The organism is Termitidicoccus mucosus, from assembly GCF_038725785.1.
Taxonomy (GTDB): domain Bacteria; phylum Verrucomicrobiota; class Verrucomicrobiia; order Opitutales; family Opitutaceae; genus Termitidicoccus; species Termitidicoccus mucosus.
This window is the reverse complement of sequence record NZ_CP109796.1, coordinates 3,890,900-3,917,337: the sequence shown is the minus strand read 5'-3', so window position 1 is coordinate 3,917,337 and position 26,438 is coordinate 3,890,900. Positions and strand designations below refer to the sequence as shown.

General features: G+C 64.4%; 30 protein-coding genes and 1 tRNA gene. 5 read left to right on the top strand and 26 right to left on the bottom strand.

From position 1 onward, the window contains the following. Positions 1 to 29 precede the first annotated feature (29 nt). Positions 30 to 2,201 (bottom strand): GumC family protein, encoded by a 2,172-nt coding sequence (locus OH491_RS13790; RefSeq protein ID WP_068770739.1) that lies wholly within the window; start codon positions 2,199 to 2,201, stop codon positions 30 to 32. Positions 2,202 to 2,294: 93 nt separating this feature from the next. Beyond that, complete coding sequence (locus OH491_RS13785; protein ID WP_068770740.1) at positions 2,295 to 3,488, bottom strand: outer membrane beta-barrel protein; 1,194 nt, start codon at positions 3,486 to 3,488, stop codon at positions 2,295 to 2,297. A gap of 316 nt (positions 3,489 to 3,804) precedes the next feature. Here OH491_RS13785 and OH491_RS13780 point away from each other — a divergent pair, with 316 nt between their 5' ends. The 3 genes from OH491_RS13780 (at position 3,805) to eno (ending at position 7,271) form a co-directional block, all read left to right on the top strand. Continuing rightward, positions 3,805 to 5,211: an amino acid permease gene (locus OH491_RS13780; protein ID WP_068771152.1), complete on the top strand. Its 1,407-nt coding sequence runs from the start codon at positions 3,805 to 3,807 to the stop codon at positions 5,209 to 5,211. Positions 5,212 to 5,335: 124 nt separating this feature from the next. After that, a complete protein-coding gene (locus OH491_RS13775) occupies positions 5,336 to 5,773 on the top strand; it encodes a DoxX family protein (protein ID WP_068770741.1) in 438 nt (145 codons plus the stop codon). A 178-nt stretch (positions 5,774 to 5,951) separates the two neighbouring features. After that, positions 5,952 to 7,271: a phosphopyruvate hydratase gene (gene eno, locus OH491_RS13770; protein ID WP_068770742.1), complete on the top strand. Its 1,320-nt coding sequence runs from the start codon at positions 5,952 to 5,954 to the stop codon at positions 7,269 to 7,271. Between the two features lie 325 nt (positions 7,272 to 7,596). On the opposite strand, the gene OH491_RS13765 is transcribed toward eno, so the two are convergent. The 5 genes from OH491_RS13765 to OH491_RS13745 all read right to left on the bottom strand — a co-directional run bounded on the left by OH491_RS13765 (position 7,597) and on the right by OH491_RS13745 (position 14,845). Further along, positions 7,597 to 8,016 (bottom strand): pyridoxamine 5'-phosphate oxidase family protein, encoded by a 420-nt coding sequence (locus OH491_RS13765; protein WP_068770743.1) that lies wholly within the window; start codon positions 8,014 to 8,016, stop codon positions 7,597 to 7,599. Between the two features lie 46 nt (positions 8,017 to 8,062). Next, positions 8,063 to 8,308, bottom strand: coding sequence for a hypothetical protein (locus tag OH491_RS13760; protein ID WP_068770744.1), 246 nt, complete (start codon positions 8,306 to 8,308; stop codon positions 8,063 to 8,065). Positions 8,309 to 8,375: 67 nt separating this feature from the next. Next, positions 8,376 to 9,068 carry a helix-turn-helix transcriptional regulator gene (locus tag OH491_RS13755; RefSeq protein WP_068770745.1) on the bottom strand — a complete coding sequence of 231 codons (693 nt, stop codon included), beginning with the start codon at positions 9,066 to 9,068 and terminating at the stop codon, positions 8,376 to 8,378. A gap of 10 nt (positions 9,069 to 9,078) precedes the next feature. Next, the gene (locus OH491_RS13750; protein ID WP_068770746.1) at positions 9,079 to 14,262 is read right to left on the bottom strand and encodes an excinuclease ABC subunit UvrA; all 5,184 of its coding nucleotides are present in this window, start codon (positions 14,260 to 14,262) and stop codon (positions 9,079 to 9,081) included. Between the two features lie 148 nt (positions 14,263 to 14,410). Beyond that, positions 14,411 to 14,845, bottom strand: coding sequence for a hypothetical protein (locus OH491_RS13745; RefSeq protein WP_145928835.1), 435 nt, complete (start codon positions 14,843 to 14,845; stop codon positions 14,411 to 14,413). 158 nt (positions 14,846 to 15,003) lie between these two features. Between OH491_RS13745 and OH491_RS13740 the strand changes: the two genes are divergently transcribed. Continuing rightward, a tRNA-Ser gene (locus OH491_RS13740) sits at positions 15,004 to 15,094 on the top strand. A 120-nt stretch (positions 15,095 to 15,214) separates the two neighbouring features. On the opposite strand, the gene OH491_RS13735 is transcribed toward OH491_RS13740, so the two are convergent. The 18 genes from OH491_RS13735 to OH491_RS13650 all read right to left on the bottom strand — a co-directional run bounded on the left by OH491_RS13735 (position 15,215) and on the right by OH491_RS13650 (position 25,181). Next, complete coding sequence (locus OH491_RS13735; RefSeq protein WP_068770748.1) at positions 15,215 to 15,931, bottom strand: hypothetical protein; 717 nt, start codon at positions 15,929 to 15,931, stop codon at positions 15,215 to 15,217. After that, positions 15,928 to 16,266, bottom strand: coding sequence for a hypothetical protein (locus OH491_RS13730; RefSeq protein WP_145928836.1), 339 nt, complete (start codon positions 16,264 to 16,266; stop codon positions 15,928 to 15,930). The genes OH491_RS13735 and OH491_RS13730 overlap by 4 nt, the downstream gene beginning before the upstream one ends. A gap of 2 nt (positions 16,267 to 16,268) precedes the next feature. After that, the gene (locus OH491_RS13725) at positions 16,269 to 16,514 is read right to left on the bottom strand and encodes a hypothetical protein (RefSeq protein WP_068770750.1); all 246 of its coding nucleotides are present in this window, start codon (positions 16,512 to 16,514) and stop codon (positions 16,269 to 16,271) included. A gap of 2 nt (positions 16,515 to 16,516) precedes the next feature. Further along, positions 16,517 to 17,011 (bottom strand): hypothetical protein, encoded by a 495-nt coding sequence (locus OH491_RS13720; RefSeq protein ID WP_145928837.1) that lies wholly within the window; start codon positions 17,009 to 17,011, stop codon positions 16,517 to 16,519. Further along, complete coding sequence (locus OH491_RS13715) at positions 17,008 to 17,484, bottom strand: class I SAM-dependent methyltransferase (protein WP_334319384.1); 477 nt, start codon at positions 17,482 to 17,484, stop codon at positions 17,008 to 17,010. Before OH491_RS13715 ends, OH491_RS13720 begins: the two co-directional genes overlap by 4 nt. Further along, positions 17,477 to 18,382 (bottom strand): DNA cytosine methyltransferase, encoded by a 906-nt coding sequence (locus OH491_RS13710; protein ID WP_068770753.1) that lies wholly within the window; start codon positions 18,380 to 18,382, stop codon positions 17,477 to 17,479. Before OH491_RS13710 ends, OH491_RS13715 begins: the two co-directional genes overlap by 8 nt. After that, positions 18,379 to 18,744, bottom strand: a complete 366-nt coding sequence (locus OH491_RS13705; protein WP_145928838.1) for an ASCH domain-containing protein — start codon at positions 18,742 to 18,744, stop codon at positions 18,379 to 18,381. The genes OH491_RS13710 and OH491_RS13705 overlap by 4 nt, the downstream gene beginning before the upstream one ends. Before the next feature lie 20 nt (positions 18,745 to 18,764). Next, positions 18,765 to 19,286 carry a hypothetical protein gene (locus tag OH491_RS13700; RefSeq protein WP_068770755.1) on the bottom strand — a complete coding sequence of 174 codons (522 nt, stop codon included), beginning with the start codon at positions 19,284 to 19,286 and terminating at the stop codon, positions 18,765 to 18,767. Positions 19,287 to 19,294: 8 nt separating this feature from the next. After that, a complete protein-coding gene (locus tag OH491_RS13695) occupies positions 19,295 to 19,807 on the bottom strand; it encodes a hypothetical protein (RefSeq protein WP_068770756.1) in 513 nt (170 codons plus the stop codon). After that, positions 19,804 to 20,154 (bottom strand): hypothetical protein, encoded by a 351-nt coding sequence (locus tag OH491_RS13690; RefSeq protein ID WP_068770757.1) that lies wholly within the window; start codon positions 20,152 to 20,154, stop codon positions 19,804 to 19,806. Before OH491_RS13690 ends, OH491_RS13695 begins: the two co-directional genes overlap by 4 nt. Before the next feature lie 22 nt (positions 20,155 to 20,176). Continuing rightward, positions 20,177 to 20,383, bottom strand: coding sequence for a hypothetical protein (locus OH491_RS13685; RefSeq protein ID WP_068770758.1), 207 nt, complete (start codon positions 20,381 to 20,383; stop codon positions 20,177 to 20,179). Next, a complete protein-coding gene (locus tag OH491_RS13680) occupies positions 20,380 to 20,598 on the bottom strand; it encodes a hypothetical protein (protein WP_068770759.1) in 219 nt (72 codons plus the stop codon). Before OH491_RS13680 ends, OH491_RS13685 begins: the two co-directional genes overlap by 4 nt. 21 nt (positions 20,599 to 20,619) lie before the next feature. Next, on the bottom strand, positions 20,620 to 20,847 hold the full coding sequence (locus tag OH491_RS13675) for a hypothetical protein (RefSeq protein WP_068770760.1): 228 nt from the start codon (positions 20,845 to 20,847) through the stop codon (positions 20,620 to 20,622). Next, positions 20,844 to 21,002: a hypothetical protein gene (locus tag OH491_RS13670; protein ID WP_334319385.1), complete on the bottom strand. Its 159-nt coding sequence runs from the start codon at positions 21,000 to 21,002 to the stop codon at positions 20,844 to 20,846. Before OH491_RS13670 ends, OH491_RS13675 begins: the two co-directional genes overlap by 4 nt. Further along, positions 20,999 to 21,358 (bottom strand): hypothetical protein, encoded by a 360-nt coding sequence (locus OH491_RS13665; protein WP_068770761.1) that lies wholly within the window; start codon positions 21,356 to 21,358, stop codon positions 20,999 to 21,001. The genes OH491_RS13670 and OH491_RS13665 overlap by 4 nt, the downstream gene beginning before the upstream one ends. Beyond that, entirely contained in the window at positions 21,355 to 21,729 is a 375-nt protein-coding gene (locus OH491_RS13660; protein ID WP_145928839.1) for a hypothetical protein, read from the bottom strand. Before OH491_RS13660 ends, OH491_RS13665 begins: the two co-directional genes overlap by 4 nt. A 23-nt stretch (positions 21,730 to 21,752) precedes the next feature. Then, positions 21,753 to 22,925 carry an ATP-binding protein gene (locus tag OH491_RS13655; RefSeq protein WP_068770763.1) on the bottom strand — a complete coding sequence of 391 codons (1,173 nt, stop codon included), beginning with the start codon at positions 22,923 to 22,925 and terminating at the stop codon, positions 21,753 to 21,755. 75 nt (positions 22,926 to 23,000) lie between these two features. Then, complete coding sequence (locus OH491_RS13650; protein ID WP_068770764.1) at positions 23,001 to 25,181, bottom strand: hypothetical protein; 2,181 nt, start codon at positions 25,179 to 25,181, stop codon at positions 23,001 to 23,003. Between the two features lie 57 nt (positions 25,182 to 25,238). Here OH491_RS13650 and OH491_RS13645 point away from each other — a divergent pair, with 57 nt between their 5' ends. Further along, the gene (locus tag OH491_RS13645; RefSeq protein WP_145928840.1) at positions 25,239 to 25,616 is read left to right on the top strand and encodes a hypothetical protein; all 378 of its coding nucleotides are present in this window, start codon (positions 25,239 to 25,241) and stop codon (positions 25,614 to 25,616) included. A gap of 50 nt (positions 25,617 to 25,666) precedes the next feature. On the opposite strand, the gene OH491_RS13640 is transcribed toward OH491_RS13645, so the two are convergent. Continuing rightward, a complete protein-coding gene (locus tag OH491_RS13640) occupies positions 25,667 to 26,431 on the bottom strand; it encodes a hypothetical protein (protein ID WP_068770766.1) in 765 nt (254 codons plus the stop codon). Positions 26,432 to 26,438 lie beyond the last annotated feature (7 nt).

Sequence of the window (26,438 nt, the reverse complement as noted above, 5' to 3'; positions counted from 1 at the left end):
CCGCGCGGTCTTGTCGGCCACGCTCGTGCTTATCGTTCCGGTTCGGTGAAGGTTTCGCGGGCGTCGGCCTCGTCGTCGCGGTCGCGGCCGGAACGGTGCCTGCGGGAGCGGCGGCGGACGTCGCGCGAACTGTAATAGGCATAGTTGTTGGTGTAGTAGCCGTAGTCATCACCCGCGTTCTTGGGGACGCGATTGAGCACGATGCCGAGGATTTCCTTGTGCAGGCCGGCGATGATCTGCTGCGCGCGGACGACCATGCTTTGCGGGTTGCGGCGGTATTGCACGAGCAGGAGCACGTCGTCCACCAGGCTCGTGATGACGGAGGCGTCGCTCACCCCGATGATCGGCGGGGCGTCGAACATGATGCGGTCGTAGCTTTTCCCGAGCCCGGCGAGCAGCGCCTTCAGGCGGTCGGCGTAAAGCAGGCTGAGCGTGAAGCCGCCGACGGAGCCGCAGGGGATGAAATCGAGGTTGGGCGCGATGGAGCGGCGCGTGACGTCGTCGAGCGTCGCCTTGCCTTGCAGCAGGTCGGCGAGGCCGGGCTCCTTCGCGGCCCCGGTGAGCTGGTGCTGCGTGGGGCGGCGGAGATCGGAATCGATGAGGAGCACGCGGGCGCCGGCCTCGCCCATCGCGCGGGCGAGGCGGAGGAGGGTGGTGGATTTGCCTTCGCCGGGACCGGCGGAGAGCATGACCAGCGTGCGGCCGGGCGCGGCGTCCTTGCGCGCGAGCGAGATGTTGGTCTGCAACACGCGGAAGGGTTCCGCGTCGGCGGGATCGCCGCTGTCCTCGTTGGGCCGCCTCGCGGTGGCGGAGGCGGGAATGACGCCGAGCACGGGGCGCTGGAGGCGGCGTTCGACGTCGGCGACGCCGCGGAAGCTGGCGTCGAAAAACTCGATGAGCACGGCGGCGCCGACTCCCAGCACGGCGCCGAAGAGAAACGCGAAGGTGAGGTTGAGCGGCCAGCTCGGGCGCGCGGCGCGGCGGGCGGGCTCGGCGGTGTTGAGGATCTCGATGGTGCGCTTGGGCACCTGGTAGTCGATCTCGCGCTGGCGGAGGACGAGCTTGACGGTGGAGAGCAGGCGGGTCTCGTCATCGAGCTTGCGTACGGCCTCCTCGAACGGGCGCATGCGGTCGGTCGAGGAGGTGATTTGCCGGGCGCGGGCCTCCTCGAGTTGTTTTTCGAGCTCGGCGACGCGGGCCTCGGCTTCCTTGCAGGAAATTTCGAGCCCGTTCTCGTAGCCGCGGAGCTGGGCGTCGAGCTGTTCGCGGATTTTCGCGCGGTTATCGGTCGCGGTGATGAGCTCCGGGTGCGCCTCGCCCAGCCGGGAGCGGAGGCGCGTGACGTTCTGGTCGGCGACGAGGTAGGCCTGGAGAAGATTCTGGATGTTGGTGTCGGTGATGAGCTCGGAATTGACGAGGTTGGCACGGTCGGCTTCGGGGATTTTTTTGAAATTCTCATAGCGGGCCCGCCGCCCGATGGCGTCGACCCTGAGCGCGACGAGCGTGTTCTGCATCTGGCGCAGCGTCTCGATCTCGATGTCGCCGCCCTGCGGGGTGACGAGGTTCACGCCGGAGATGTTGAGCTGGGCGCGGAGTTTTTCGACGAGGTCGCGCTGCGTGGCGACGGCGCGCTCCTGGCCGGCGAGTTCCCTGCGAAGCTGATCGAGGCCGGCCCGCTGCTCGGCGGTGGCGAAGGCGATGCGGTCCTCGGAGTAGGCGCGGGCGATCTCGTTGGCGATGGCGGCCGCGAGCGCGGCGTCCCGCGAGAAGACGTTCACCTCGAGGAGCGAGGTGTTGCGCGGCATTTCGACGCGGAGCATCTTCTTGGTGAGATACTCGTAGGTGACGTCGGTGGGATACGGCGCGGACGCGCCGAGGAGAGCGGCGATCCTCCGGTTCAGGCCGAGGTTTTCGATGACAGGGTTGAGGATCTTCGGCGACTGGATGACCTTGAACTGGTCCTGCAAAAAGTAGGGGTCGTAGTAATTGTTGGCCTGGTTTTCGAAGACCACCTTGCCCTCGGGTTTTTCGACACGGATGTTGATGGTCGAAAGATACCACTTCGGCAGCAGCGCGGTGACGACCGCCGCGGTGCCGACCACCAGCGCCATGACCAAGAGAATGAGAAATTTTCTTTGGCGGAGAACCTGGAAAAACTCGGGCAAAGCGGCGGTTTCGGAACTGGAATCGGGTCGGGCCATGGGTCGCGGCGGTGGGCTAGGCAATTTGTGATACAAACGTGCAGCAAGCTATTTATAGGACGGGGAAGACGCAGCGCCAGCCAATCGGTTGCGCTAGAAAACATAGCGCACGCTCGCGCCGCCGCGGAGGCGCTCGAGTTCGCGCACGGGGTCGTCGGAGTCGATCCTGTCGTAGTCGAGCGTGGTCGAAAATGCCCAATATTTTGATATCGAGTAAGTAACGGCGGCGCCGACGCGGAGGTTGGTCTCGTCGCGGTCTTCGGACAGTCCTTTGCGGCCGTTGAGCGTCCCGGGTTCATAGTTCAGGGAGCCCGATGCGGTGAGGCGCGGGGTGAGCGAGTGCTGGATGTTGGCGAAAAAGCGGTGCGTGTAGGAATCGGTGTAGAGGTCGAGGTTGGAGGACTCGACCACGGAAAACGCGTATCCGACTGACCAATACGAATTGGCGCTGTAGTCATGTTTCCAGGCCAGCTCCGCGTAGGGCACGACCGAGTCGTCATCGCCCTTGCGGCGAATCCACTCGCCGCCGAGCCGCCCGGTGAGCGCGCTGCGTTTGCCCAGCGCGTAGTCGGCGCCGGCGAGCAGGTAGTCGGAGTCCTTGTCCTTGCGCCAGCCGTCGCGGTCATAGCGGATGAGCCGGCGCCGGTATTCGACGACGGCCTGCAATTCCTCGCGCATCGCGTGCGTCATCTCGAGCCCGGCGAGATACTCGGCGTGGTCGATGTCCTCGGCGATGGAGCCGGTCTTGTAGGCAAAATCGACCGCGCGCGCCTTGAGGGCGAGCCCGGTGCGCTTCGTCCAGGTGTAACGCAGGCGGCCGTCGAGCTGGTTGAAATTGTAGGACTGGTCGCTGTTCAGCACGGTGGACACACCCGGAAGCAGCGACTCGGGATTTTTCACGATCTGGAAAACGTCGCTGATCTCGCCTTCCAGCCGCGGGCTGAAGGTATGCGCCACGCGCGCGCTCATGCTGTGGCTGGCGATGGTCCGGTCGCCGGGACGATCCTCGAAATAGTCGAGCGTGAGCTGGTAGGACGCGGACAAAAACGTCTGCGGCGTGGCGGACATGTTGAAGACCGCGGTGGGCTGCAACTCATGCACCATGCTGGAGATTTCGTTCCGCGGCGCGCCGAAGATGTTGGTGTCGTGGTAAACCCGGCCGCTCACATAAAACGTCAGCATTTTCCCCTGCTCGACTTCCGGAACCGGCGCGTAGGCCGCGCGCGCGTGCGCCCCTGTGCCGAGGGCGAAAAAAACGAGGCACGACATGCGGAGCGGAATTTTCATGGCTGGAGCCTGCACGAAAGGGAGGGGCAGGCTACCTGCTCCTCCGGAATTGGCGCAATCCGTTTATTTTCCATTCGTATCGCGGGCGGGACTGAACCGCCGGAATCTTTCTTCTTTCCTCTTTATTCTTTCTCTTTCTCTCCTCGCCAAACGTTTTGGAGAGAAAGAGGAAAGAGAAAGAATAAAGAGGAAAGATTTCGGAGGGCGGCATCGTGTTGGGCCACGCATCCGGCGCAATCCATCTGTATAAAACGCTGTTGAAAACGTCCGCATATTCACATGGATGGGGCGGATGGATTCGTCGTCACCCGCCGCCATGCCGCCCACTCACAATGCCGACGGCACGCTCAAGCGCGGCCTGAAAAACCGGCACATCCAGCTCATCGCCCTCGGCGGGGCCATCGGCACGGGCCTGTTTCTCGGCTCGGCCGGCGTCATCAAGCTCGCCGGCCCGTCCATGATGCTCGGTTATGTCATCGGCGGCATCATCGAGTTTCTCATCATGCGCCAGCTCGGCGAAATGGTGGTCGAGGAGCCGGTCGCGGGTTCGTTCAGCCATTTCGCCCATAAATACTGGAGCGGCTTCGCGGGCTTTTTCTCCGGCTGGAATTACTGGGTGCTCTACGTGCTCGTCGGCATGACCGAGCTCACGGCGGTGGCGAAATATATTCACTACTGGTGGCCCGCCATGCCGCAGTGGATACCGGTGCTGGTTTTCTTCATCGTCATCAACGCCATCAATCTCGCCAACGTGAAGATTTTCGGCGAGGCCGAGTTCTGGTTCGCCATCATCAAGGTGCTCGCGGTCATCGGCATGATTGTATTTGGCGCCTGGCTGCTGCTGACCGGCGGGGCGGGGCCGGACGCGGCGCTTTCCAATCTCTGGGCGCTCGAAGGCGGCTTTTTTGCCAACGGTTTCGAGCCGTTCTGCATCGCGCTCGTGATCATCATGTTTTCCTTCGGCGGCCTGGAGCTTGTCGGCGTGAGCGCGGCCGAGACCGCCGAACCGCACAAGACCATCCCGAAGGCGATCAACCAGGTCCTTTTCCGCATCCTGATTTTTTATGTCGGCGCGGTCGCCGTCATGCTGGCGCTCAAGCCCTGGCCGCAAATGGTGGCCGACCTCGCCGCGGCGGGAGCGGCGGGCGACAGTTACGGGGCGAGTCCGTTTGTGCTCATTCTGAAACACATGCACATCCCGTATGCGGCGCACATCCTGAATTTCGTCATCCTGACCGCCGCGCTTTCGGTTTATAACAGCGGCGTGTATTGCAACAGCCGCATGCTCTTCGGCCTCGCGCAAAAAGGCAGCGCGCCGAAGAGTCTGTTGAAACTGGACCGCCGCGGCGTGCCGGTCCACGCGCTCGGCCTGTCCGCGCTCGGCACCGGCGCCGGCGTGATCATCAACTACACGATGCCCGCGCAGGCGCTCAGTTACCTCATCGCGCTGGTCGTGGCAGCGCTGGTGCTGAACTGGGCGTTGATCAGCTTCACGCACCTGAAATTCCGGCGGGCGAAAAAACGCGAGGGCCATGTGCCGCGCTTCCGGTCGCTCGGCGCGCCCTATACCAACTGGATCTGCCTTGCGTTCGTTCTCTTCATCCTGGTCGTCATGGCGACGCAGCCGGGCATGTGGACCTCGGTGGTGCTGATTCCGCCGTGGGTGGCGGTGCTGTGGATCGGCTGGAGGATCAAGAACGCGAAAACCAGGGCAAAAGGCTGATCGGCGCCGCGAGGGCCGGTCGTCACGGCAGGGCGGGGGGGGCGGTTTGAAGCGGATGTAATACCGGACACGCCCTCCATCGGCGGCTTGTCTTGGCGCGGCTGATACCCATGATGGGCGCGTCATGAGTTCCCTCGTCAACATCCTCCAACTCCGCGCGGTGCCGGTCAGCGTGAATCTGGCCCTGCTCGCGCTTCGCGCATGGCTCGGGCTGTCCATGCTCCTGCTGCACGGCTGGGTGAAAGTCGTGAATTTCTCGGCCATGGTCAGCCATTTCCCGGACCCCTTCGGCCTCGGACAAAAAACCACGCTCATCCTCGCCATCTTCAGCGAAGTGGTGTGCTCGGCGCTGCTGGTGGTCGGTCTGTTCACGCGCCTCGCGGCGCTGGGCGGCGCGGCGGCGATGGCGATCGCGTTTTTCGCCGTGCACAACTCGCAGCTTACAGGCCAGCAGAGCGGGGAACTGGCCTTCATCTACCTCGCCGGCTTCGCCGCGATCGTCCTGGCCGGCGGCGGACGGTTCTCCGTCGATGCCACCAGCCACGGCTCCGGCCCGGCTTAAGCGCGCCGCATTTCGTGCCGCATAAAAAACCGCGGACGCCCCGCACGGGGCCCGCGGTTTTTCATTTCACCGTCCCCGCACTTTCAACGTTTGCGCGCACTTTCGCCTTTTCCTTACATCGCGGACCCGATTCAATCCGCCTTTCATCCTCTCAACGAGAACCAGAAAGTTTCTCTCCATGAACACCACCACGATTACTGAAATCAAGGCGCGCGAGATCATCGACTCCCGCGGAAATCCGACCGTCGAGGTCGACGTTTACCTCGCCGACGGCGGCTTTGGCCGCGCGGCCGTTCCCTCCGGCGCCTCCACCGGCGAACACGAGGCCCTCGAACTGCGCGACGGCACCCCCGCCGCCGCCAAGCTGCTGCCCAAGGGCGTCGATGGCAAAAAGCGCTTCGGCGGCAAAGGCGTGCTCGCCGCCGTCGCCAACGTGAACAACAAGATCGCCCCCGAGCTCATCGGCTTCGACGCCCTCGACCAGGTCGGCGTGGACAAGCAGATGCTCAAGCTCGACGGCACCGGCACCAAGTCCAAGCTCGGCGCCAACGCCATCCTCGGCGTCTCCCTCGCCACCGCGCACGCCGCCGCCAACGCCCTCGGCCAGCCCCTCTACAAATACGTTGGCGGCCCCAACGCGAAAGTCCTCCCCGTCCCCATGATGAACATCATGAACGGCGGCGCGCATTCCGACGCCCCCATCGACTTCCAGGAATTCATGATCCGCCCCGTGAACTTCGACACCTTCAGCCAGGCCCTCCGCGCCGGCTGCGAAGTCTTCCACGCGCTCAAGGGCGTGCTCAAGGCCAAGGGCCTCTCCACCGCCGTCGGCGACGAGGGCGGCTTCGCCCCCAACCTCGCCTCCACCACCGACGCGCTCGACGCCATCGCCGCCGCCGTGAAGGCCGCCGGCTACAAGCTCGGCAAGGACATCATGCTCGCCCTCGACGTCGCCTCCTCCGAGTTCATCGACAAGAAGACCGGCAAATACGTCTTCAAGAAGTCCGACGGCCGCCAGTTCACCGGCGACGAATTCGTCGAATACTACAAGGAACTCACCGCGAAATACCCGATCGACTCCATCGAGGACGGCGCCGCCGAGAACGACTGGGCCACCTGGAAGAAGCTCACCGACGCCATCGGCGACAAGGTGCAGCTCGTGGGCGACGACCTCTTCGTCACCAACGTGGACTTCCTCCGCAAGGGCATCGCGCAAGGCGTGGCGAACTCGATTCTCGTCAAGGTCAACCAGATCGGCTCGCTCACCGAGACGCTCGACGCCGTCGAGATGGCGCACAAGGCGGCCTACACCGCCGTCCTCTCCCACCGCTCCGGCGAGACCGAGGACGCGACCATCGCCGACCTCGCCGTCGCCACCAACTGCGGCCAGATCAAGACCGGCTCGGCCAGCCGCAGCGACCGCATCGCGAAATACAACCAGCTCCTCCGCATCGAGGAGCAGCTCGGCGCCACCGCGATCTACGCCGGTCGCCTGTAACCGGAAACAGGATACATTTGCATCCCGCCCCGAAGCGGGCCGCGCCTCCAGCGCGGCCCGCTTTTTTTGCGTCGCGCGGATTGCGTGGCACGGGCGTCCCGCCCGTGCGACGGCGCTCCGCGCCGCCAAAGCCGGCAGGATGCCGGCGCTCCCAGTCGCTGCCGCGCACCCGGAGAACCATTTATAATACCAATTATGAAACAAAATGGCCCTTTAGCTGGAGGGACGACCTCCGTGTCGTCCTTCTGCCCGGAAGCGGACGACACGGAGGTCGTCCCTCCACGCCGTGCCTTTGCTAAAGGGCCATTCCCATTCATAAATGGTATTATAGTTCTATTTGCAGGGATCTGTCCGGTCCCGCCAGCAGCATCAACCTCGAGAAATGAACTTCATAAAGATTCAATGTATCGCCGTTTCGCTCTATGTTTTCATTATACCAAGGCATCTTTGCGACAAATTCATTTTTTAAATCCCAAATGCTCCTTTTGCTTCTTTCGACGACGGCGTCATGGATTCTGACATGGGAAAGGCCTCTTGAGGGAATGGTTGTCAATGCGACCTTATTGTTTTTGAGAAACTCCTTTTCCTTTGGGTCTCCCTTGGTTGAAGCGAAATACAATATCTTTTCCCTCTCAAGATAAACAAAGTTCAATATTCTTACGTTCGGAATATTATCGACAGAGGAAGCAAGCGCAATCCTCTCCGTCCCGGACATGATTTTTTCCAATTCCTTTTTTGCGTTCATGGCTGTCTCCTTTTTCAGGTTGGTCGGTCGTTCTGACTTATACCATTTACGACCGAGATTTATATTTGAGGTAGGGCGAGGCGTCCCCGCCGAGCCGCGGCTCAGCCGGAGGCTCCCCTCTGTCTTGATAAGTCCATAAATAATTGGAAAATGGTATTGTATATATGGCGAAGGCGGCATGGCCCGCGCGGACGCGGGCGCGGAGACGCGAATAAAAGGCCGTGCTGGCGGCGGTGGCGGCCACGTGGCGCACGACCATGGCGGGTCCGTTCGGATGGGTGTTTGTTTTCATCGCCCGCAATGATAACGGGCATGGGTGACAGGTTTTGTCAGTTGTGTCGCGGGACGCGCGCAATGGGCTATTCGGGTATTTGCTGGCGGAGTTTCCATTCGCGGAGCAGCGCGGCGCGCTTGCGCGGGATGGCGGATTCTTCGATGGTCAGTTTTTGGATGCGGTCGGTGCGGAAGGAGCGGTAGTCCTGGCGGAGTTCGCACCAGGCGACGAGCACGCGGACGTGCTCGAAGTAGCCGAGCGCGAAGGGCCAGAGCGTGCGCGTGCTGGGGGTCCCGTTGCCGTCCTGGTAGGTGAGGGTGAGTTTGCGCCCGGCGCGAATGGCGCGCCGGATCAGTTCGAGGCGGTTGTCATCACCGGTGGCGGCGTGTCCGGGAGGCGGGCCGATGAGCAGGGTGGAGGCGTCGAGTTCGTCGCGCAGGGCGGGCGGGACAACGGCGCGGATTTTGGCGAGCGCGTCGCGGGCGGAGCGGGCGAGCTTGTCGTCGCCGCGCGAGGCGACCCAGCGCGAGCCGAGCACGAGGGCTTCGATTTCCTCCCCGGAAAACATGAGCGGCGGCAGGGTGAAGCCGGGGCGCAGGATGTAACCCAGGCCACGTTCGCCCTCGACGGGCGCGCCCTGGGCCTGAAGCGCGGCGATGTCGCGGTAAAGCGTGCGCAGGCTGACGCCGAGTTCGGCGGAAAGCGCGGCCCCGGTCACGGGGCGGCGGTGACGGCGGAGGAGTTGCAGAAGCTCGAGCAGTCGGGCGGCGCGGGACATGCCGGGGTTTCTATTTTGTTTTTGAGGGAGGCGGTGATTTCGGCAAATCGCGGTAGCTGCCGCGGACCGGGTGTTTGATGCCTTTGGCGAGGAACAGGCCGGTGAGGGAGGCGGGGGATTTTTTGATTTCCTCCGGCGTGCCCTCGGCCAGGAGTTCGCCGCCGTGGATACCGGCCGCCGGACCGAGGTCGATGATGTGGTCGGCCTGGGTCATCAACTCGTCGTCGTGCTCGACCACCAGCAGGGTGTTTCCTTTCTCGCGCAGCGTCTTCAGGGTTTCGATGAGGCGGTCGTTGTCGCGGGCGTGCAGGCCGATGCTGGGTTCGTCGAGGACGTAGAGCACGCCGGAGAGGTTGGAGCCAAGCTGCGCGGCGAGGCGGATGCGCTGGGCCTCGCCGCCGCTGAGCGTCTCGGTCGGGCGGTCGAGCGAGAGATAGCCGAGCCCGACGTGATCGAGGAAGCGGAGGCGTTCCTCGATTTGCGGAAGGATGTCCTGGGTGATGGCGCGGGCGCGGGCGTCGGGAAGGTCGAGCCGGCGCAGGAGCGCGAGGAGCTGGCCGGGCGTGGCGCGGAGAAGCTCGGGCAGGGAAAGGGAAAAGGCGGATTGCGGATTGGAGGATGCGGAGCGAGTGGCGGCGGCGCGGGCGGTCGTCGCGGGTCGCGTGGCGGCCTCGGCGGTGAGCTTGGCCAGATAAGGGGCGAGGGGGGAATTACGAATGGCGGCGGAGGGGGCAGGGAGGCTTTCCTTTTTTCTAAATTCGTCATTCGTCACTCGTAATTCGTCATTGCTTGTGAAGCGCAGCTTTACGGCGCGGGCGGTGCGGTTCAGGCGGTCGCCGTGGCATTCGGGGCAGGGGCGTCCGGCGTCACCCACGTCGTCGGCATGCTCGACGCCGTAGGTGCGGAGGAGAAGGGTCTGGTCGGCGTTGTCGGCGTCTTCCTGGTCGAGTTGGAGCATCCAGGGATAAATGCGCCCGTGGCCGCGGCAGGCGGGGCACCAGCCGCGGGGGGAATTGAAGGAGAAATGCTTGGGGTCGAGTTCGGGGAAGGACTCGCCCGTCTCGGCGTCGGTGTGGGTGGTGGAGAAATAGCTGAGGATTTCGTTTTTCTCGGTGAGGAGGAAACAGGTGCCGCGACCGAGGCGGAGTCCTTCGTCGAGGGCGGCGCCGGGATTGGCATCGGTCTTGAGGTCGGCGGTGACGGCTTCGATGTCGTGCTCCTTGTAGCGGTCGAGTTTCTGGAATTTGGCCACGGGCAGGAGGCGCCCGTCCGCGCGCATGAGCGCGTAGCCTTGTTTCTCGATCCAGGTGGCGATCGGCTGGTGGTGGCCCTTGCGTCCGCGAATGAGCGGGGCGCAGAGGTAGAGGTGGCGCGCTTTTCTGGCCGCGGGCGCGCCGTGGAGCACGCGGAGGAGGAGTTGCTTGAGTTGCGCGGGCGTGAGCGGTTCGACCGGGCGGCCGGTGTCGGGGTGGTGCTGGACGCCGAGGCGGGCGTAGAGGAGGCGGAGGTATTGGGCGACCTCGGTGATGGTGGCGACGGTGGACTTGCGGGTGCCGCGCGTGACGCGTTGCTCGATGGCGACGGTGGGCGGAATGCCGGTGAGGCGGTCGATGTCGGGGCGGGGGAGCTGCTCGACGAACTGGCGCGCGTAGGGCGACATGGATTCCATGAAGCGGCGCTGGCCCTCGGCGAAGACGATGTCGAAAGCGAGCGTGCTTTTCCCGGAGCCGGAGACGCCGGTGACGACGTTGAGCCGGCGGTGCGGGATGGTGAGGGAAAGGTTTTTGAGGTTGTTCTCCCTCGCGCCGGTGATGGCCAACGCGGATTGCGGAATGCGGATTGCGGAATGGGGCGCCGCCGCGCCGGCAGCGGACGCGGAGGCGGATTTTTGGGATTTGTTTTTTGAATTTTTTTTTGGATCTGCGATCTGGGATTTGGAATTTGCGGCGGCAAGCGCCGCCGCGAGGTAGGGCGCGGTGGCGGTGTTGGTTTGGGCGATCTGCTCGGGCGTGCCTTCGGCGACAATGCGGCCGCCGTCGGCGCCGGCCTCGGGGCCGATCTCGATGAGCCAGTCGGCGGACTTGAGGACATCGAGGTTGTGCTCGATGACGATGACGCTGTGGCCGGCATCGACCAGCGCCTGGAGGACGGAGAGGAGGCGCTTGACGTCGTGGCGGTGCAGGCCGGTGGTGGGCTCGTCCAAAAGGAGCAAAGCTCCTTTTGGGAATGCGGAATGTGGAGTGCGGATTGCGGATTTGGAAGCGCGGAGCGCGGAATGAGCGGACGCAAGCGGCGGAGCGGAAGGGACGGCGGCGGGCGGCGGGGTGTCGGGTTGAGTGGTTTTTAATTCCGCACTCCGCGTTCCGCATTCGGCATTCGGCAGGTGCCGCACGAGTTTCAGGCGCTGGGATTCGCCGCCGCTCAGGGTGTTGAGCGGCTGGCCGAGGGTGAGGTAGCCGAGGCCGACGGTGGCGAGGGTGGAGAGGCGGGCGTGGATGACAGGCTCGTCGGCGAAGAGGGCGAGGGCATCGTCGATGCTGGTGTTGAGCAGATCGGAAATGGAGCGGTCGCGCCAGGTGATGGCGAGGATTTCGGGCTTGAAGCGACGGCCTTCGCAAACCGGGCAGGGCACGTAAACATCGGAGAGAAACTGCATCTCGACGCGCTCGGAGCCGAGGCCGTTGCAGTGCTCGCAACGGCCGTCGCCGGCATTGAAGGAGAAACTGGAGGCGGTGTAGCCCGCCGACTGGGCGGCGGGCGTGGCGGCGTAGAGCTCGCGGATGTGCTCCCAGGCCTCGGTGTAGAGGGCGGGATTGGAGCGCGGGGTGCGGCTGAGCGGGGACTGGTCAACGAGGACGATCTCGCCAATGGTATCCAGTCCTTCGATACGGGAGATGGAGGCGGGATCCTCGGTGAGCTGGTGGCGGGCGGAGAGGATGCCCTGGTGGATGATGTTGTCCAGCAGGGTGGATTTGCCGGAGCCGGAGACGCCGGAGAGGCAGACGAGGCGGTTGAGCGGCAGCGTGAGCGAGAGGTCGCGGATGTTGTGCTTGGAGGCACCCTCGAAACGGAGGAAGGCGGTGCCGGCGGCGGCGGTGGCGCCGCCGGCGACGGGGCGGCGTGTTTGCGGCGCCGCGATGGTCTCGCGTCCGCTCAGGTAGGCGCCGGTGATGCTGGCGGGCTCGGCGAGGAGCGCTTGTAGTTGTCCGCTGAATACAATGCGGCCGCCGCGCGCGCCGGGCTCGGGGCCGACCTCGATGATGTGGTCGGCGGCGCGGATCATGGCCTCGTCGTGCTCGACGACGACGACGGTGTTGCCCGCGTCGGTGAGCGTGCGGATGATGGCGATGAGGCGGTCGATGTCGCGGGGATGCAGGCCGACGCTGGGCTCGTCGAGGACGAAGAGGGTGTCAACCAGCGAGGTGCCGAGGCAGGAGGTGAGGTTGACACGCTCGACCTCGCCGCCGCTGAGGGTTTTCGAGGAGCGGTCCAGCGTGAGGTAGCCGAGGCCGACTTGGACGAGGTAGCGGAGGCGCGTGAGAATGCTGTCGTGCGCGAGCTTGGCGGAATGGGTTTCGAGGGAGGCGGACGGACGGGCCAGGGTGGATTCGGACGAATCGCCGATGAGTGCGAGGAGTTCGCCGACGGGTAGCGTGTAGAGCTCGGGGAGCGTGCGGCCGAGCCATTTCCAGCACAGCGCCTCGGGCTGGAGGCGCTGGCCGCGGCAGTCGGGGCAGGGGTTGTAGGCGCGATAGCGGGAGAGAAACACGCGCACGGGCATTTTGTAGGTGTTTTTTTCGAGCCAGTCGAAAAAGCCCTTCACGCCATACCAGATGTCCTCCTCGTAGCCGATTTCCCCGCCGCGGGCTTTGCGGGCGCGGTATTCGGGTTCGCCGTAAATGACAAAATCGCGCTGTTTTTCCGTGAGGGCGGCATAGGGGACGCCGGTGGGGATCTTGTGCCGGTGGGCGGCGCGGATGAGGTCGTCGCGCGACATGCTGTAAACCTGGCCCTCGAAAGCCTTGATCGCCCCTTGCTCGATGCTGAGGCTGGCGTCGGGAATGGCGAGGCGGTAGTCGATCTCGATGATGCGCCCGAAGCCGCGGCAGCGCGGGCAGGCGCCGAGCGGGGAGTTGAAGGAAAAAAGCGCGGGTGTGGCCGGGCGGAAGGTGCGGCCCGTGGCGGGCGAATGCAGGCCGGTGGAAAAAGACGCGTGGAGGAGAAAGGACTGAACGGACGAAGGGACGGAGGGCTGGAGGGCGGCGGCGGCACCGGTGGCGGCGGGCGCGCTGGCGAAGAGATGGAGCCGGCCGTGGCCGAAATGAAGCGCGGCCTCGGCGGCCTCGATGAAACGGGCGCGGCTGGCGTCCGTGATTTCGATGCGGTCCTGGGCGACGAGAATGTGCGCGGCATGGTCGAGCGGCGCGGTGTCGGCGAGGAGGTCGTCGATTCTGAATGCGGCGTGCGGAACGCGCAGCGCGGAATTGGAAGCGGTGGCGCGGGCGCGGCCTGACGCAAGGTCAGGCCCTACGGCGGCGCGCACGGCGGCGGTGTCTTTTGGCACAAGGACGCGCAGGTAGGATTGGGCTTTGAGATTTTTCAGGATCTCGGGCCACGCGAGGCTGGCCGGGCGCGTCACCTGAAAGGCGACAACCAAGGTCTGGCCGGACGCGGCGGCGAGGGTTTTCCGCCAGATGGTTTGCGGCGTGTCGTCCTCGACTTTTTCCCCGGTTTCCGGGTCGTAGCACTCGGCGACATGGCTGAACCAAACTTTGAAAAAGTCGGTCAGCTCGGTCATGGTGCCGACGGTCGAGCGGGAGGTCTTGACGGTGTTGGTTTGCTCGATCGCGATGGACGGGCGGATGTTTTCGACGGAATCGACCTTGGGCTTGTCGAGCAGGTCGAGAAACTGGCGCGTGTAGGCGCTGAATGTCTCGACATAGCGGCGCTGGCCCTCGGCGTGGAGCGTGTCGAAAACAAGCGAGGACTTGCCCGCGCCGCTCAGTCCGGTGACGGCGATGTAGCTGCCGAGGGGAATATCGAGGTCGAAGCCCTTGAGGTTGTTCTGGCGGACACCGCGCAGGCGGATGAAGCCGGCGTCGGCGGGCAGTGCGGCTGCGGTGGCGGGTTGCGCGGGCGATGTGCGCTTGCGGGCGGATTGGGTGCTGCGAAGTTCGGTGCGTTTCTTGGCCACGGTAACACCGATGGCTAGTTGGGCGGGGAATTCAAATCAGCAATTTGGCTCGCCGGCGAAGTGATTGGACCGGACAAGGATGACGAGGTGGGCAAAAGGGTGCGGCCAGGGAACCGCGCGCAGCCCGCGGAGCAGTGTGCGCGCAGGCTTAGGAAGCCCTGCCGGTGCGCCTGCGGCGGCGGGGCGGCAGCTCCTTCTCGAAGAGCTGGCCGGGCGAGACGCGGTAGCCGAGCGTCCGCCAGAAGGGCACGGCGGCGGCGCGCGCGAGGCCGTTGATGCGGGTGATGCCGCGATGCCTCAGCCAGCGTTCGAGCTGGCGCACGGTGGAGCCGCCGGTGCCGTCCTGGCGCAGGCGGACCTCGATGCGCAGGATGCGCGCGCCGCCGTCGTCGATGCGGAACGTCAGCTCGGTAAGATTGGGGCGCGTGCCGTGCCAGAGTTCGCCCGGTCCGGTCCATGCGGTGTCGCGCTCAAGACGAAGCGGGCGGAGGCGCTGGAGTTTTCTCCGCAGCCTTCGCAATGAAAACCAGCCCGGGCGGGGCGTGGTCTCGTCTTGGTCGAAGTGGTCCATGGCGGTTCGCAAGTGTCGGTGTTTGGATATACGACACATTTGCCTGCGAGTTGCTCCGCGATTGCACGGATTTTGCGGAAATGAAACAGAGGCGGAATGCCGCCGCCTCAACAGAAAGCGCAGGCTTGAATTATCCGCGGAGTCGCGCAGTGTGCGGGGTTCACACTCACGGAGGAGTGGCTGAGCTGGTTTAAGGCACCTGACTTGAAATCAGACGCAGGCTTACGCTTGCCGGGGGTTCGAATCCCTCCTCCTCCGCCAGTTTCGCCCTGTCACGTTCAATCTGAGGGTTGCCATGGGGTCTGAGATAAGGGCAAATCAGCGCGCACGAGGCTGAACGAAACCGAAAGGCAACGACTTAGGAAAAATCAGCCGCGCCGGTCAGGTTTGAGAGGAAATCATGCCAGAATTCCCCGGTTTGCCAAAGGTTTGAGAGGAATCAGCCGCCCGGTGTGGCCGCTGCCGGGGCGTTGCAGGGGGGATGCCGAGGCCCGGCAAGAGGGGTGCATCGGGGTTGCTTTGCTTTTGCAGCCGGCGCGCGGCGGCCTGCTTTTCGCGCAGGGTTTTGGCCTTGGTGACCTCATCTGCGCGCTGCGCGATGAGCTCAGGCATGGTCGGGGCGGAGGGGCGGCGGGTCACTCCAAACGCATCCAGAAGCTGGTTTACGTGCGAGCCGACACGCATGGCCTCGGTGCGCAGCTCCTCGGCGTTGGCCCCGACGTAGCGGTCGACGCAGGCTTTGAAATAGGACCAGAAGTCATTGACCGCGCCCCGGAGTTGATACTCGCCGACGGCATCGAGGCACGTGGTGATGTGGAAGGCGAGGCGCTTACCATCGAGCATCCAGCCGCGACGCCAGAGGCCGAGCACAAGGCGCTCGAGGTGCAGACGGCATTGCTCGATGCGCTTTTGCTTCGCGGCTCCGGCCCATGACCAATCGAGCCGGCGGGCAAGCTCGGCGCGCACCCAGCCGTCGAATTTCAGCAGGCGATCCTCTGGCGAGAGGCCGTGATTGAACCATGCGAGGAGATCGGCGGGGATCTCGCGTTGCCGGAGCGCGTTTTCGCGATCGTGCAGGTAGGCTTCGATGGAGTTCATGGTGTGACGGGCGGGCGGCGGTAGTAGACGCGGTCGGTGCGGATGACCTTTGCGATCATGTCCCTGGCCTGGCTGCGGCGGGCGAGGCGGTAGCGCTCGTATTCGTCGCGCGTGCACTCGCCGAGGAGCTTGTAGCCGGGCGAGCCGGGGTAGCTGATGACGGCATCGCTCGACGAGGCGATCTCGCGCACGAGGCGGTCGGACCAGCGCAACGCCTCGCCGATCTGCAGAGCGGTCATCCAGCCGCGCCCGCGCAAAAACTCGACCAGCGTGCCCTCCCGCGCGGAGGTGTCGCGCGGGCGGGAAAACACGAGGGCGAGTTGCATATCGGGCATGGCTATTTGGTGCGCGCGCACCATGCCTCGATGGCGCTGCAGAAGGCGGCGGCGCGAGCATCGTCTTCGGGCGTGCGCGCACGCGGCGGGCTGGAGGAAAGCTGATCCTGGTAACCCTGTTTCCAGGCGCGCACGTGGTCGACGGCGCGGTAGGGACAGCGGCTGCGCGAGCCGCTGGCGGTATTGCGCTCATCCATGAGGCGGGCGAGCTTGCCCTCGTCGTAGGCGGATTGTTCGCGTCTGGTCATGGCTAAAACGGCTCCTCCTCCATTTTTTCCACCTGCTTGATATCGCGCTCCCGCACCCTGTCCTCCTGCTTTTCGAGGATGCCCATCACCACACCGAGCCGGCGCTCGTCGAGCGCGGAGAATTCAACTTTGAAGATTTTATGCGCGGTCCCGTCCAGGTAGGCCAGGGTGGTATCCGGCGCAGGATCACCACCCATGCACACCCGCGCCGCGTCCCAGCACCGCGTGATCATATCCTCGCGCCGCTGGTCCGGCTGCTCCTGCTGGCGCATCTGCGCGTCGAAGTTGGCGTCGTCCCACACGGCGCGAAACGCGGCGATGACCTTGTCGAGGTCGGCGTTGCGAAACCTCTTGCTGCTCTTGTCGCGGCCCAGCGCCCGGCGGTGCAGTTCGTGGCGCTTGGCGTCGCACTCCGCGCTCGTGAGCCCGCGCCCGCGGAAGTATTCGCGACACCGGCCCCACTCTCTCCAATACATGCCCTGTTGTCGTGGCGTCATGGTTTGAGAAAGACGATCCAGTGACTACGGGACTGCTTGCCGCAGCGGTTGCCGAACAGCGGCCGTTCTGGCGTGAGGGCGAGGATTTGGGAGACCGGGATGTCCACCTCGTTCCACTTAAAGACCAGGATGCCGTTTCGTTTCAGGACGCGGAAACACTCGGAAAATCCCTGGCGCAGTTCCTCGCGCCAGTCGCCGACAAGCGAGCCGTATTTCTTGTGCATGCGGCTGGTTTTTCCATTGCGGGTGAGGTGTGGAGGATCGAAAACGACGAGCGAAAAGCACCGGTCGGGAAAAGGCAGTGCGGTGAAATCGGCGACCAGGTCCGGGGCCACATGCAGCATTTTTCGACCCTTCCGGTTGTCGGCGAGGAATGACTCCGCGCGCTTGTCGATGAACACGGCACGCGGATCATTTTTATCGAACCAGAACATTCTGGTCCCACAGCACGCATCTAAAACGAGCTTATTCACAGCCCCTCCTTTCCCGTGTAGCCGAATTGAAATACCGGCACAACTCCCTGCCCACCCACTCCCCGACCGGCACCGACACGCCGTTGCCGATCATGCGGTAGGCATCCGAGTTGCTGCCCACGAAGCGGAAGGAATCAGGCACACCCTGCAGCCTCGCGTATTCCCTCACTGAATACGGCCGGGCGCCGCCTGGCCACCGCCGGTCCGCCACCAGCCGCGTGCTCAGGTCCTTGGAGTAGTGGGCCACACACGTCGGTGCCATGTCATCCCGAGCCGGATCACTGATGATTGGCCGGTCGCGATACGCGCCCGACAGCCTCCGACGCACATAAGCGGGCACCTCCGGAAGGCACGGACTCCGCTCCAGCACATCACGCAACCGCGTCCGCCTCGCCGCCTGCGGCGGCCTCCAGGAAAAATGCCGGCGCGCACCGAAAATGATCAACCGCTCCCGCCGCTGCGGAAGCCAGATCGCCGAGTCCACCGGGCAAAAAACAACCACGTAGTAGCCCGGCAGTCTGGTCATGGCCTCCATCACCACCGGGAATTTCTTCATACCTGGCACGTTTTCCAGCACATAAACCTCCGGGCGTCCGATGGCCACGTGCCGGAAAAAGTGCAGGTATAAATCATCGCCGGTGCGCCGGCCGCTGATATCCGCCGCGGTTGAATATCTCGTGCAGGGATACGTGGCCACCATCACCTCTCCGGCGGCCTCATCCTCGACGAGCTTCCCCCGCATGTCGCACTCCCTTACCTCATGGGTAAAATTCGCGCGCAGCGTGGCGCAGCACTTTGTGTCGATCTCGAAGCTCTGCACAATGTTCACGCCGCCGCGCATCAAACCCAGGTCCATCAACCCGGCACCGGAAAAATAACTTTTCACCCTCGGAGTCATGCGAGCCCCTCCTTCCACCTGTAGAGCGTGCCGCGGAAGGGCATGCCGTGGGTGTCGCGGAACCAGGTGAGCATGTCCATCGGCGAATAAAAACCCTCGCCCCGCGCCAGGGCGCGGCGCTCTTTTATTTCGAGGCGTTTGTTGCCGTGCAGCCACACCTCCCACGACTCGTCGATTTCGACGGACAAAACCGCCGCGCATACGACCTCGCGCAGCTTGCGTTGCTTGCTGGCATACGGACGCCCGGTCCACGTGCGCAGGTCGCAGATATCGCCGACGCGCACCTCGCGCTTGCGCGGCAACCGGATCGTCGATGTCTTCGTGCCGTCGAGGATGAGCGGCACGAAACGCGGTTGGAACATGAAGACGTGGCGGCGTGGTTTCACCGTTCCCTCCTCTCCGGCGCGACGAAATCCAGCCCGAGCGCGTGGAAGATGTCCTCCTCCGTGTCGCTCGCGACGACCGGGGCGCCGGGCCACGCGCCGCGCAGGATGCCGCGGTGCGGGTGGAAGTGCAGGCCCATTTTTTTCGCGCGCGACGCGAGGTGGATGTTGTGGGCTGCGCTGCCGGTGCGTGCGAGCAGGAGCATGCCGTGGTTGCATGGCTGCGGCGCAAACAAGTCGTCGGTCTCCGCGTGCGAGAACCATAGGTCGAGCTGGATTCCGCCGGGCAGCTCGACCAGCATGTATTGATCCCCGCGCTTGCTGATGCGGCCCCGGTGCGTGCAGCGGAGCTCGATGTAGTAGAGGCGACCCGGCAGCGGCAGGCACACGATGTCGATGTCGCCGACTTCTGGACGGGCGCGGCGGATGCTCCCGGCGATATCGATGCGCTCGCAAAACGGGGTGATCTCAGCGACGATGCGCTCGGCGAGCCGGCGTGCGTTGGCGAGTGGGAGAGGCATGGGGAACTTTAATATGTTGGGTGCTGGCGGTCCACGCGCTCACCGCGCTCGTAAGCCTCAGCGGTATAGTAGGGGACCGACTGGGGGATCGCGAAAATCTCCGCTTCGCTGCGATATGCATTCGACGCGGGCCTGCTCTGCTGGAGCACTTCGAGCGGATTAGGTTGCGGGCAGTGTGCATCGACACCAAGCCGCCTAAGCACGGGGCATGAGAAGGCGTGAATGATCGAGATATCCTTCCTCATCCATGAATTATTGGCGACGGATTGGTGGCATCCGTATGCCTCGTGGAAGTCCGGATGCTCGCAAAAATTGGTACTGTATTCCGGCTCGCACGTGAGGTGTTTGCAGCCGAGGCACGAGAAGGCGCGGCGTGCCGGCCAGTTTCTATAAGTCCAGTCACGGTATTCGACGACGCACGGGCCGTCGCGCTCGCCAAACGCGATGGTGGGCTCGTTTGCCATGATGGACTCGACCACTCCGCGCACATGCGCCTCGGCTAATTCGCGGGGTTTGTTCATGGCCAGTCGGCCTCCTCGCCGTCGTCGTTGTTGCGGGCCTCGAGCTCGGGGAGCGCTTTGGTTTTTTCGAGATTCGCGAGCTCCCAGTCGCTGATCGGTTTTTGCTGGCCGCTGGTCGCGGCGAGGCGCGCGAGCTCCTCGGTGCAAAAGGTGAGGCGGTAGAGCGAGGACGGGTTGACCAGTTGCGTGGTAAACGTCGTCTCGCCCGTCGGCACCTCGATGCGCAGCAGCGCGGTGCCGAACATGGTGTCCTTGCTCACGAGCCCGCCGTAGCGGATGTGCCCCATGAGCTCGACGATCGCCCACCTCGGCGTCTCGGTGTCGGGGGTGGTTGTTTCAGTATCCATTGTTTTTATACATCCTTATGGGTTAACTACGGCGGACATATTTCCTGATGTCCCCGTCGCAGATCACGGCGATGATGCCGATGAGCATGAACAGAAACGCGGCCAGTGCGGCCGGCATCCACAGCGGGGCGAGCACCCACCACCACGACCAGCCGATGGCGCCGCCGAGTTTCAGGCCGATGAAGAGCAGGCCGAGGAGGGAGAGAAAGGAGACGCCTTTGGTTTTCATGTTCTTCCTTTCATTGGGCGTTGCGGGGCGGCGGCGACCGGGCCGGTGATGGTTGCGGCGCGCAGCTCCCTGAGCTGCATGCCGGAGGCGAGTTTTTTCATGATCGCCAGACGGAAATTCAGTTCGTCGGCGGTGGGGTATTCGATCTTGCAGTTGGCCTCGTGGATGCGCACCAGTTGCGCGCGTTCCGAGAGCTCTTCTTTTGTCAGTGGCATAGGTGTGTATTTGGTTTTTGGTTACTTGGTTTGCTTGGATAATGTTTTTAGTTCGGGGAACGCCTGCGCGAATCCATCGGCCATTCCGATTAGGTTGATGCTCCAGCCGGCGTGCTGTTTGTGTTTTTTGTAATGTTCGTAAGCAGCGTGCGCATTGCCTGCTTCGCGGACGCGCTGGAAGGCTTTCAGATGGTAATCGGCCTCGGCGGTGTGATGGGCGACTAGGTCGAGGAGATCGTCGTAGGTCATGGCGCGAGGAGGGCTGCGGCGGTTGCGATGGCGGCGAGGGCCGCGAGGGTCGCGGCACCGATGACGAGGACGGCGCGCGCCTCGGCGGAGAGGCGGCGGCGGCTGGCGATGACCCGCAGGCCGGCGACGGGATGGCGGCGGAGGTCGGCGCTCATGATATTTTCCCTCCTGGCGTGAAACCGGGCTGCTTCATGATCTGCTCAAAGTAGGCTTCGATCCATGCCTTGAGCGCGTCGGTTTTGGTGTGCGTGGTTGCGAACTTCTCGACGGAGATCTTCCCGTCCGGTGCGGTGATGACCTTCGCGACGATATCGAGCAGGTGCTCGCTCCCGTCTTCGCGCCAGCAGCCGTCGAAGCGCCAGAGCTGCTCCGAGTTGTCGGCCGCGCGATAGCCGAGAAGGATCATCGGCTCGGTGCCATCGACGACGTGCTCGATGCTGCCGAACGAGCCATCACGCAGGCGCACCACGGCGGGCAGGGTGAAAAGCACGGTGAAGTGACGCTCGCTCATGACATCTCCTTTTTGCCGACGAGGCGCAACAGGACCGGGTCATCTTCAGGACGAAAATATTTGTCCTCGATGATGTGCCGGATGGCTACTACGCTATGGCTTTTCACATCGATGCGGATGTATATGCCTTTGAGTTTTTCCCAGCTGTCCACGCCCGCGACCTCCATAACGCGGCGGACAAATTCCATCCCGAAGGCGGTGCCGATCCGGCCCGTTTTTCCTTTGCTGTCGGAAAGGTGAAGGTGGTCGAGCTGGTAGCCGCCGAACCGGAATGTGCCGCTCGTGGCTTTCAGCGTGAGGCAGCAGGTCAGGATGCCGTGGTCTTCCTGCCCGAGCATCGTGTCTGTGATGATTGCGTTTTCCGTGTCCATTTTTGTCCTTTTGCTCGGGGTTTTCACCAGTCGTCGCCGGGGATTTCGTTTTGCTTGATCGTGAGGTGCGCGCGCACCACGTGCTCCCACTTCAGCCGGGCGTTGTCCTTGCGCGCGAATTTCAGGCCGTAGCGCAGGCGCTCGGTGATGGCCTTCAGGCCGTCCTCCGAGCCCACTTGGCGGAGGATCTCGTAGGGAGTGTCGGAGATGTCCTTCGTGCCGAAGCGCACCGCGCACGTGTATCCCTTTTCCGGGAAATGCAGGTTGTAGTCGCCGAGGATGACGGTGAGGTCCTCCTTCGTCGGCTGCGAGGGCAGGATCACCTTGTGCACGCCGCGCCGCAGCAGCTGCTCGAGCTCGCCGCGGTTTTCGCGCACCCTTTTCATCAGCAGCGAAGTGCCGCAGAGCAGCAGGCCGCAGCCGCAGGCATCGTAGATCTCGCGGATCACCTCCAGGCACGCGAAGAACGACTCCTTGCGGTAGGTATACATGAGCTCGTGCACCTCGTCGAGGATCAGCAGCATGTTGGGCTTGAGCCTGCGCTTGATGCTCTCGATCAGCGTGGCCGTGTTGCCCTTCATGCCGATGCCACCGATCGCGAGGGCGATCTCCTTGATCATGCCGCCCAGGCCGCTGGCCGCGCGCAGGCGCGCGTAGCAGGTCATGCCGTGGTCGTGGTCGTCCCTGTAGCTCGTCAGCCCCACCGTCTTGCCGATGTGGGAGGGGCCGATCAGAAACACCGGCGACTGGCTCTCGCGCGCGAGGTCGCACGCGGTCCAGATGCGCGCCAGCGTGGGCGTGCGCGAGATCGCCGGGCGCAGGTTGCGGGCGCGGTCGGTCTCGAGCTGCCGGAACATCGTCAGCGCGCGGCCCAGTTTTTCGGGGATGGGCATGCGCTCGCCCGTTTCGGGATGCCGATACGTGCCGCGGATCAGCTTGAGGATCGTGGTGTGGTCCACGACCGCGATTTTCCGGGCAAACTCCTCGCGGCGCATGGGGTGCGCGGAGTCGGTGCAGTAGAGGTAGCACCAGACAAAGTTCTCGATGTCCTCGGGCTTGTTTTTTTCGTGCGTGAGGTTGGTGCGCAGATCGTCGAGCGATACGCTCCACGATGCGCTTACGGTTTCGGCCACGCGTCCGGTGACGGGTTCTTGACCCGCATCGGCGCCTGTGCTGGTTGTGTCTTGAGCGGCCATGATGTCCTTCCTTGCTTTTGTGATGTTGTGGTTTTGCTCCGGCCCGCGGCGTTGTCGCGCCGCGGGCCATCGCGTTTAGAGGAGGTCGCGCCCGGTGACTCCGGGCGCGGTGAAATTGTCCCCGGCGGCGGCGCGATCGCCGTCGTCGGTTTCGAGCAGGGTGGCGGTGTCGCGCGATGCGCGGGCCAGCGCCTTGCCGGTCTCGCGCTCGCGCACGGCCTGCGCGGCGCGCTCGGCGCCGGCGAGGGCGAGGCGCTCGGCCTTGCCCAGCCCGGCGGTCTCCGCCTTGTGCGCGGCGACGATTTTCTCGTTGTGCGCGCGGTCGAGCGCGAGCTGCGCGTTGGGCTCCTCGTGCCGCGCGCGCACCTCGGCGAGCGCGCGGTTCACGACCGTGGCCTGCAGCGCGGCGGCCTCGGCCAGCGCCTCCTTGTCGCGGATGTCCACGAGCCCGCGTTTGCCCCCCAGGCGAGCGAGCGTGCCCGCGTAGGCGCCGGTCATGTCGGCCAGCGTGAGCCGCTCGGGGGCCGCCGCGTCGAAGTAGGCGAGATACTCCGCGCCGTCGCCCGCGCCGCGGAAGACCTCGCCGGTCTCGTCCACGTAGGTGTAGCCGTCCTTGTCGTGCGCGAAGGTGATCGCGTGGTTGCGGTAGGTCACCTTTTTCGGCGTGAGCAGCAGCAGCGCGAGCACCTCGGCGGGTATCCGCTGGAATGATACATCGAGCGACAGCCGCGCCCAGCGCTCCACCGGCGCCTCCATGCGCTCGACGATTTCCACCCGCGCCTGCGCCTCGGGCGGCAGCAGCGCGAGGTCGGCGAAGGGCCGGGGCTCCGCGCCCGGCTCGGGCAGAAACTCGGTCACCCGGTCGAAGCCGGTGTAGCGGTGGTCGGTGCGCGCGTCGCTCGTGGCGCAGGCCCAGGCAAAGGCGCGCTCCACCGCCTCGGGCGAGGGGAAGGGCAGGCGCAGCAGCGCGATCTTTTCCGGCGGCAGGTTCAGCGCGCGCTCGCCCTGGCCGAGGAGCACCTTCGTGTAGGAGATCGCCGCGTCGAGGTTGGCCGGCGCGTTCAGCCGCTGGTTGCTGCCCTTGTAGCCGGGCATCGCGCCGAGCAGGTTCCAGAGCTGGTTGAAGAGCGATTCCACCCAGCCCTTTTCCCACGGCTTGCCGCCGCGCTCGGTGAAGCCGTTGGTCAGCGTGCGATGGTCGATCAGCCCCGTGCGCTCCACGCGCACGCGGCCCTCGAAGAGCGTGGAGAGCGACAGCTCCATCTCCGGCGAGATCGAGGCGCTGGCGTTTTCGACCAGCAGCGTGACCGGCCAGGGCGGCAGGCCGGTCCGGGCGAAGAGCCCGTGCAGCAGCGCCTGCATGTCCACGCGGGCGATGCCGGTGCGCACCGTGCGCACCGTGCCGTCGGGCTGCTGCTCCTCGCGCTCCAGCCGCTGGCCGATGCCCCAGTGCAGCTTGCGCCGCGTGGCGACATCCATCGCCAGCAGGCCGGCCACGCGGCCGATCTGCGGCTTGTGGTTCCGGTCGCCGGGAAACACGCACAGGCAGTCGAGCTCGAAGTCGTCGATCACGATCAGCTCGAGCGGGCGCAGGCTGCTCGGGTCGCGCCGCACGCTCGGGAAGTGTTTTTTCGCCGCCGCCAGCCCGCGCAGCGCGAGCATGCGCGCGCCCTTGGTCGGCGCCTTGCGGTAGAGGTTGCGGCGGCTCCACCCGCGCGGGTATTGGCCGCGTGGATACACATTGGGCAGCGCGCGCGCGGGGTATGTTTTCATATACCATTCCATCCACGTGCCGTAGCCGGGCACCGGCCGGCCGCTCGGCCAGATCTCCTCGCGCAGCAGCGCCCACGCCTCGTTCATCGAGCGGTGGTTGTCCTCGGCCAGCGCGCGGATGTATTCGACAAATTCCGCCGGCAGCGCCGACGGGCCGCGGTAGCCCTTGATGAGCGCGCGCCAGTCGCCCTTGGCGCCGAGGTAGAGGTAGTATTTGCGGGTGAGCGTGCCCGGCGCCGCCCCGCGCACCTGCTGCCGCGCCGAGGCCGCGACCGTGGCGACGGCGAGCTCGAGCGAGCGGCCCTCACCGCGCAGCGCGTGCACGCGGGCCAGCAGCGAGAGGGTGACCTGCAGCTCCACGCGCCGCTTCTCGGGCAGCGCGCCAAACTCGGCGAGGTCGGCGAAGGGCACGGCAAACGGCGGCGCGTCGTGCGCGGGGATTGCAAGGTCGGTGGATGCGTGTTGCAGGGCGGTTGAAATCATGGCGGGAAGGGTGTGTTTGGGATTGGGTTTGGCGGAGCGGCGTGCACACTCAGGCGCATGAGTGACTGGACGCAGATTGAGGAGCTGACACGGATGATGGCGCACGCGTTGCTGGAGCGGATTGTGCCGCCAGAAACCTGCGCGTGTACGCGAGAAACTGATCAAGCTTGTGATGAGTGGATACGCCGGTGGATTGCTCGCGACCCAAGCCTTTTGGAGACGTTCTCTTGGCTCGATCCGATTGTCTCGCGCGTGCTCCTTGCGCGCTTTCGCTACGCAACTGCTTACGCAACCATGCATAGACTCGCCGGGCATCCGCTTCCGAAATCTTCGGCAGAGCGAGTTTTGGAGCTTTATCTGATAGATCGATGGTATCTTGAGTTTCGGGAGCGCTGGCTGTCGGGAGAGCAGGGAGTGGCGGTGTCGGATAATTGATGGCGTTCATAATTGTATTCAGTTAATTGATACTTGGGACTTGATACTTGTTACTTGCCGCGTTTCGCGGCCTTGGGTTTTACGCCGAGCAGCGGCTCCAGGATCATTTCGACCTTTTCGGTGAGCAGCCGCAGGCTTTCCATCACGCCGCGGAGCTCGTCGGGGTGGTCAAACAGGTGTTGCAGCCGGTTCTCCTTGATGAGGAGGTGCTCGATGCGCTCGAGCGCGCCGCCGATCTCGTCGCGCGCCATCTCAAACATTTCCTCGGGCGTGGGCGGCGGGGCGGGCTCGTCATCCGGCGCGGGTTTCGCGAGCTCCTTTTTCAGGCCGCCGCTCTTGATGTCGTGCTTGATCAGCAGCTCATTCAGCGAGTGGCCGCCCGTGAATTTTTGCAGCTTAAGGAATAACTCCCGCGCGTCGCCCTCCGCGCTGATCTCGCTCAGTGTGAGCTGGTCGCCCGGCAGTGTCAGCAGGTCCGGCTTGGTGACCTTCGCCTTTTCCAGAAACACCGTGGCGAGTTTCATGTAATTGTAAGCCGTTGACCGAGACGGTTTAATTCGTCCACCAGTGGTGGACTTTTCCTTTTCGGCCAGCCAGCCATCGAAACGTCCCCGCTCCATGCTGGCCTTCACGCGCAGGAGCGTGAGGCCGGCGAGCGTGCCGCCCATCGCGGCTTTGTTTTCCATCTGCCCGACGGCGGCCAGTTGGTCCACGGCCGCGCGCTTGAGCCCCTCGAGCGCCTCGGCCCCGGTGATCTTCCACTCCGGCGCCTCGGTCAGCACCAGCGCGTTTGAGGTTTTTGATTTTGTATTCATTTACTTG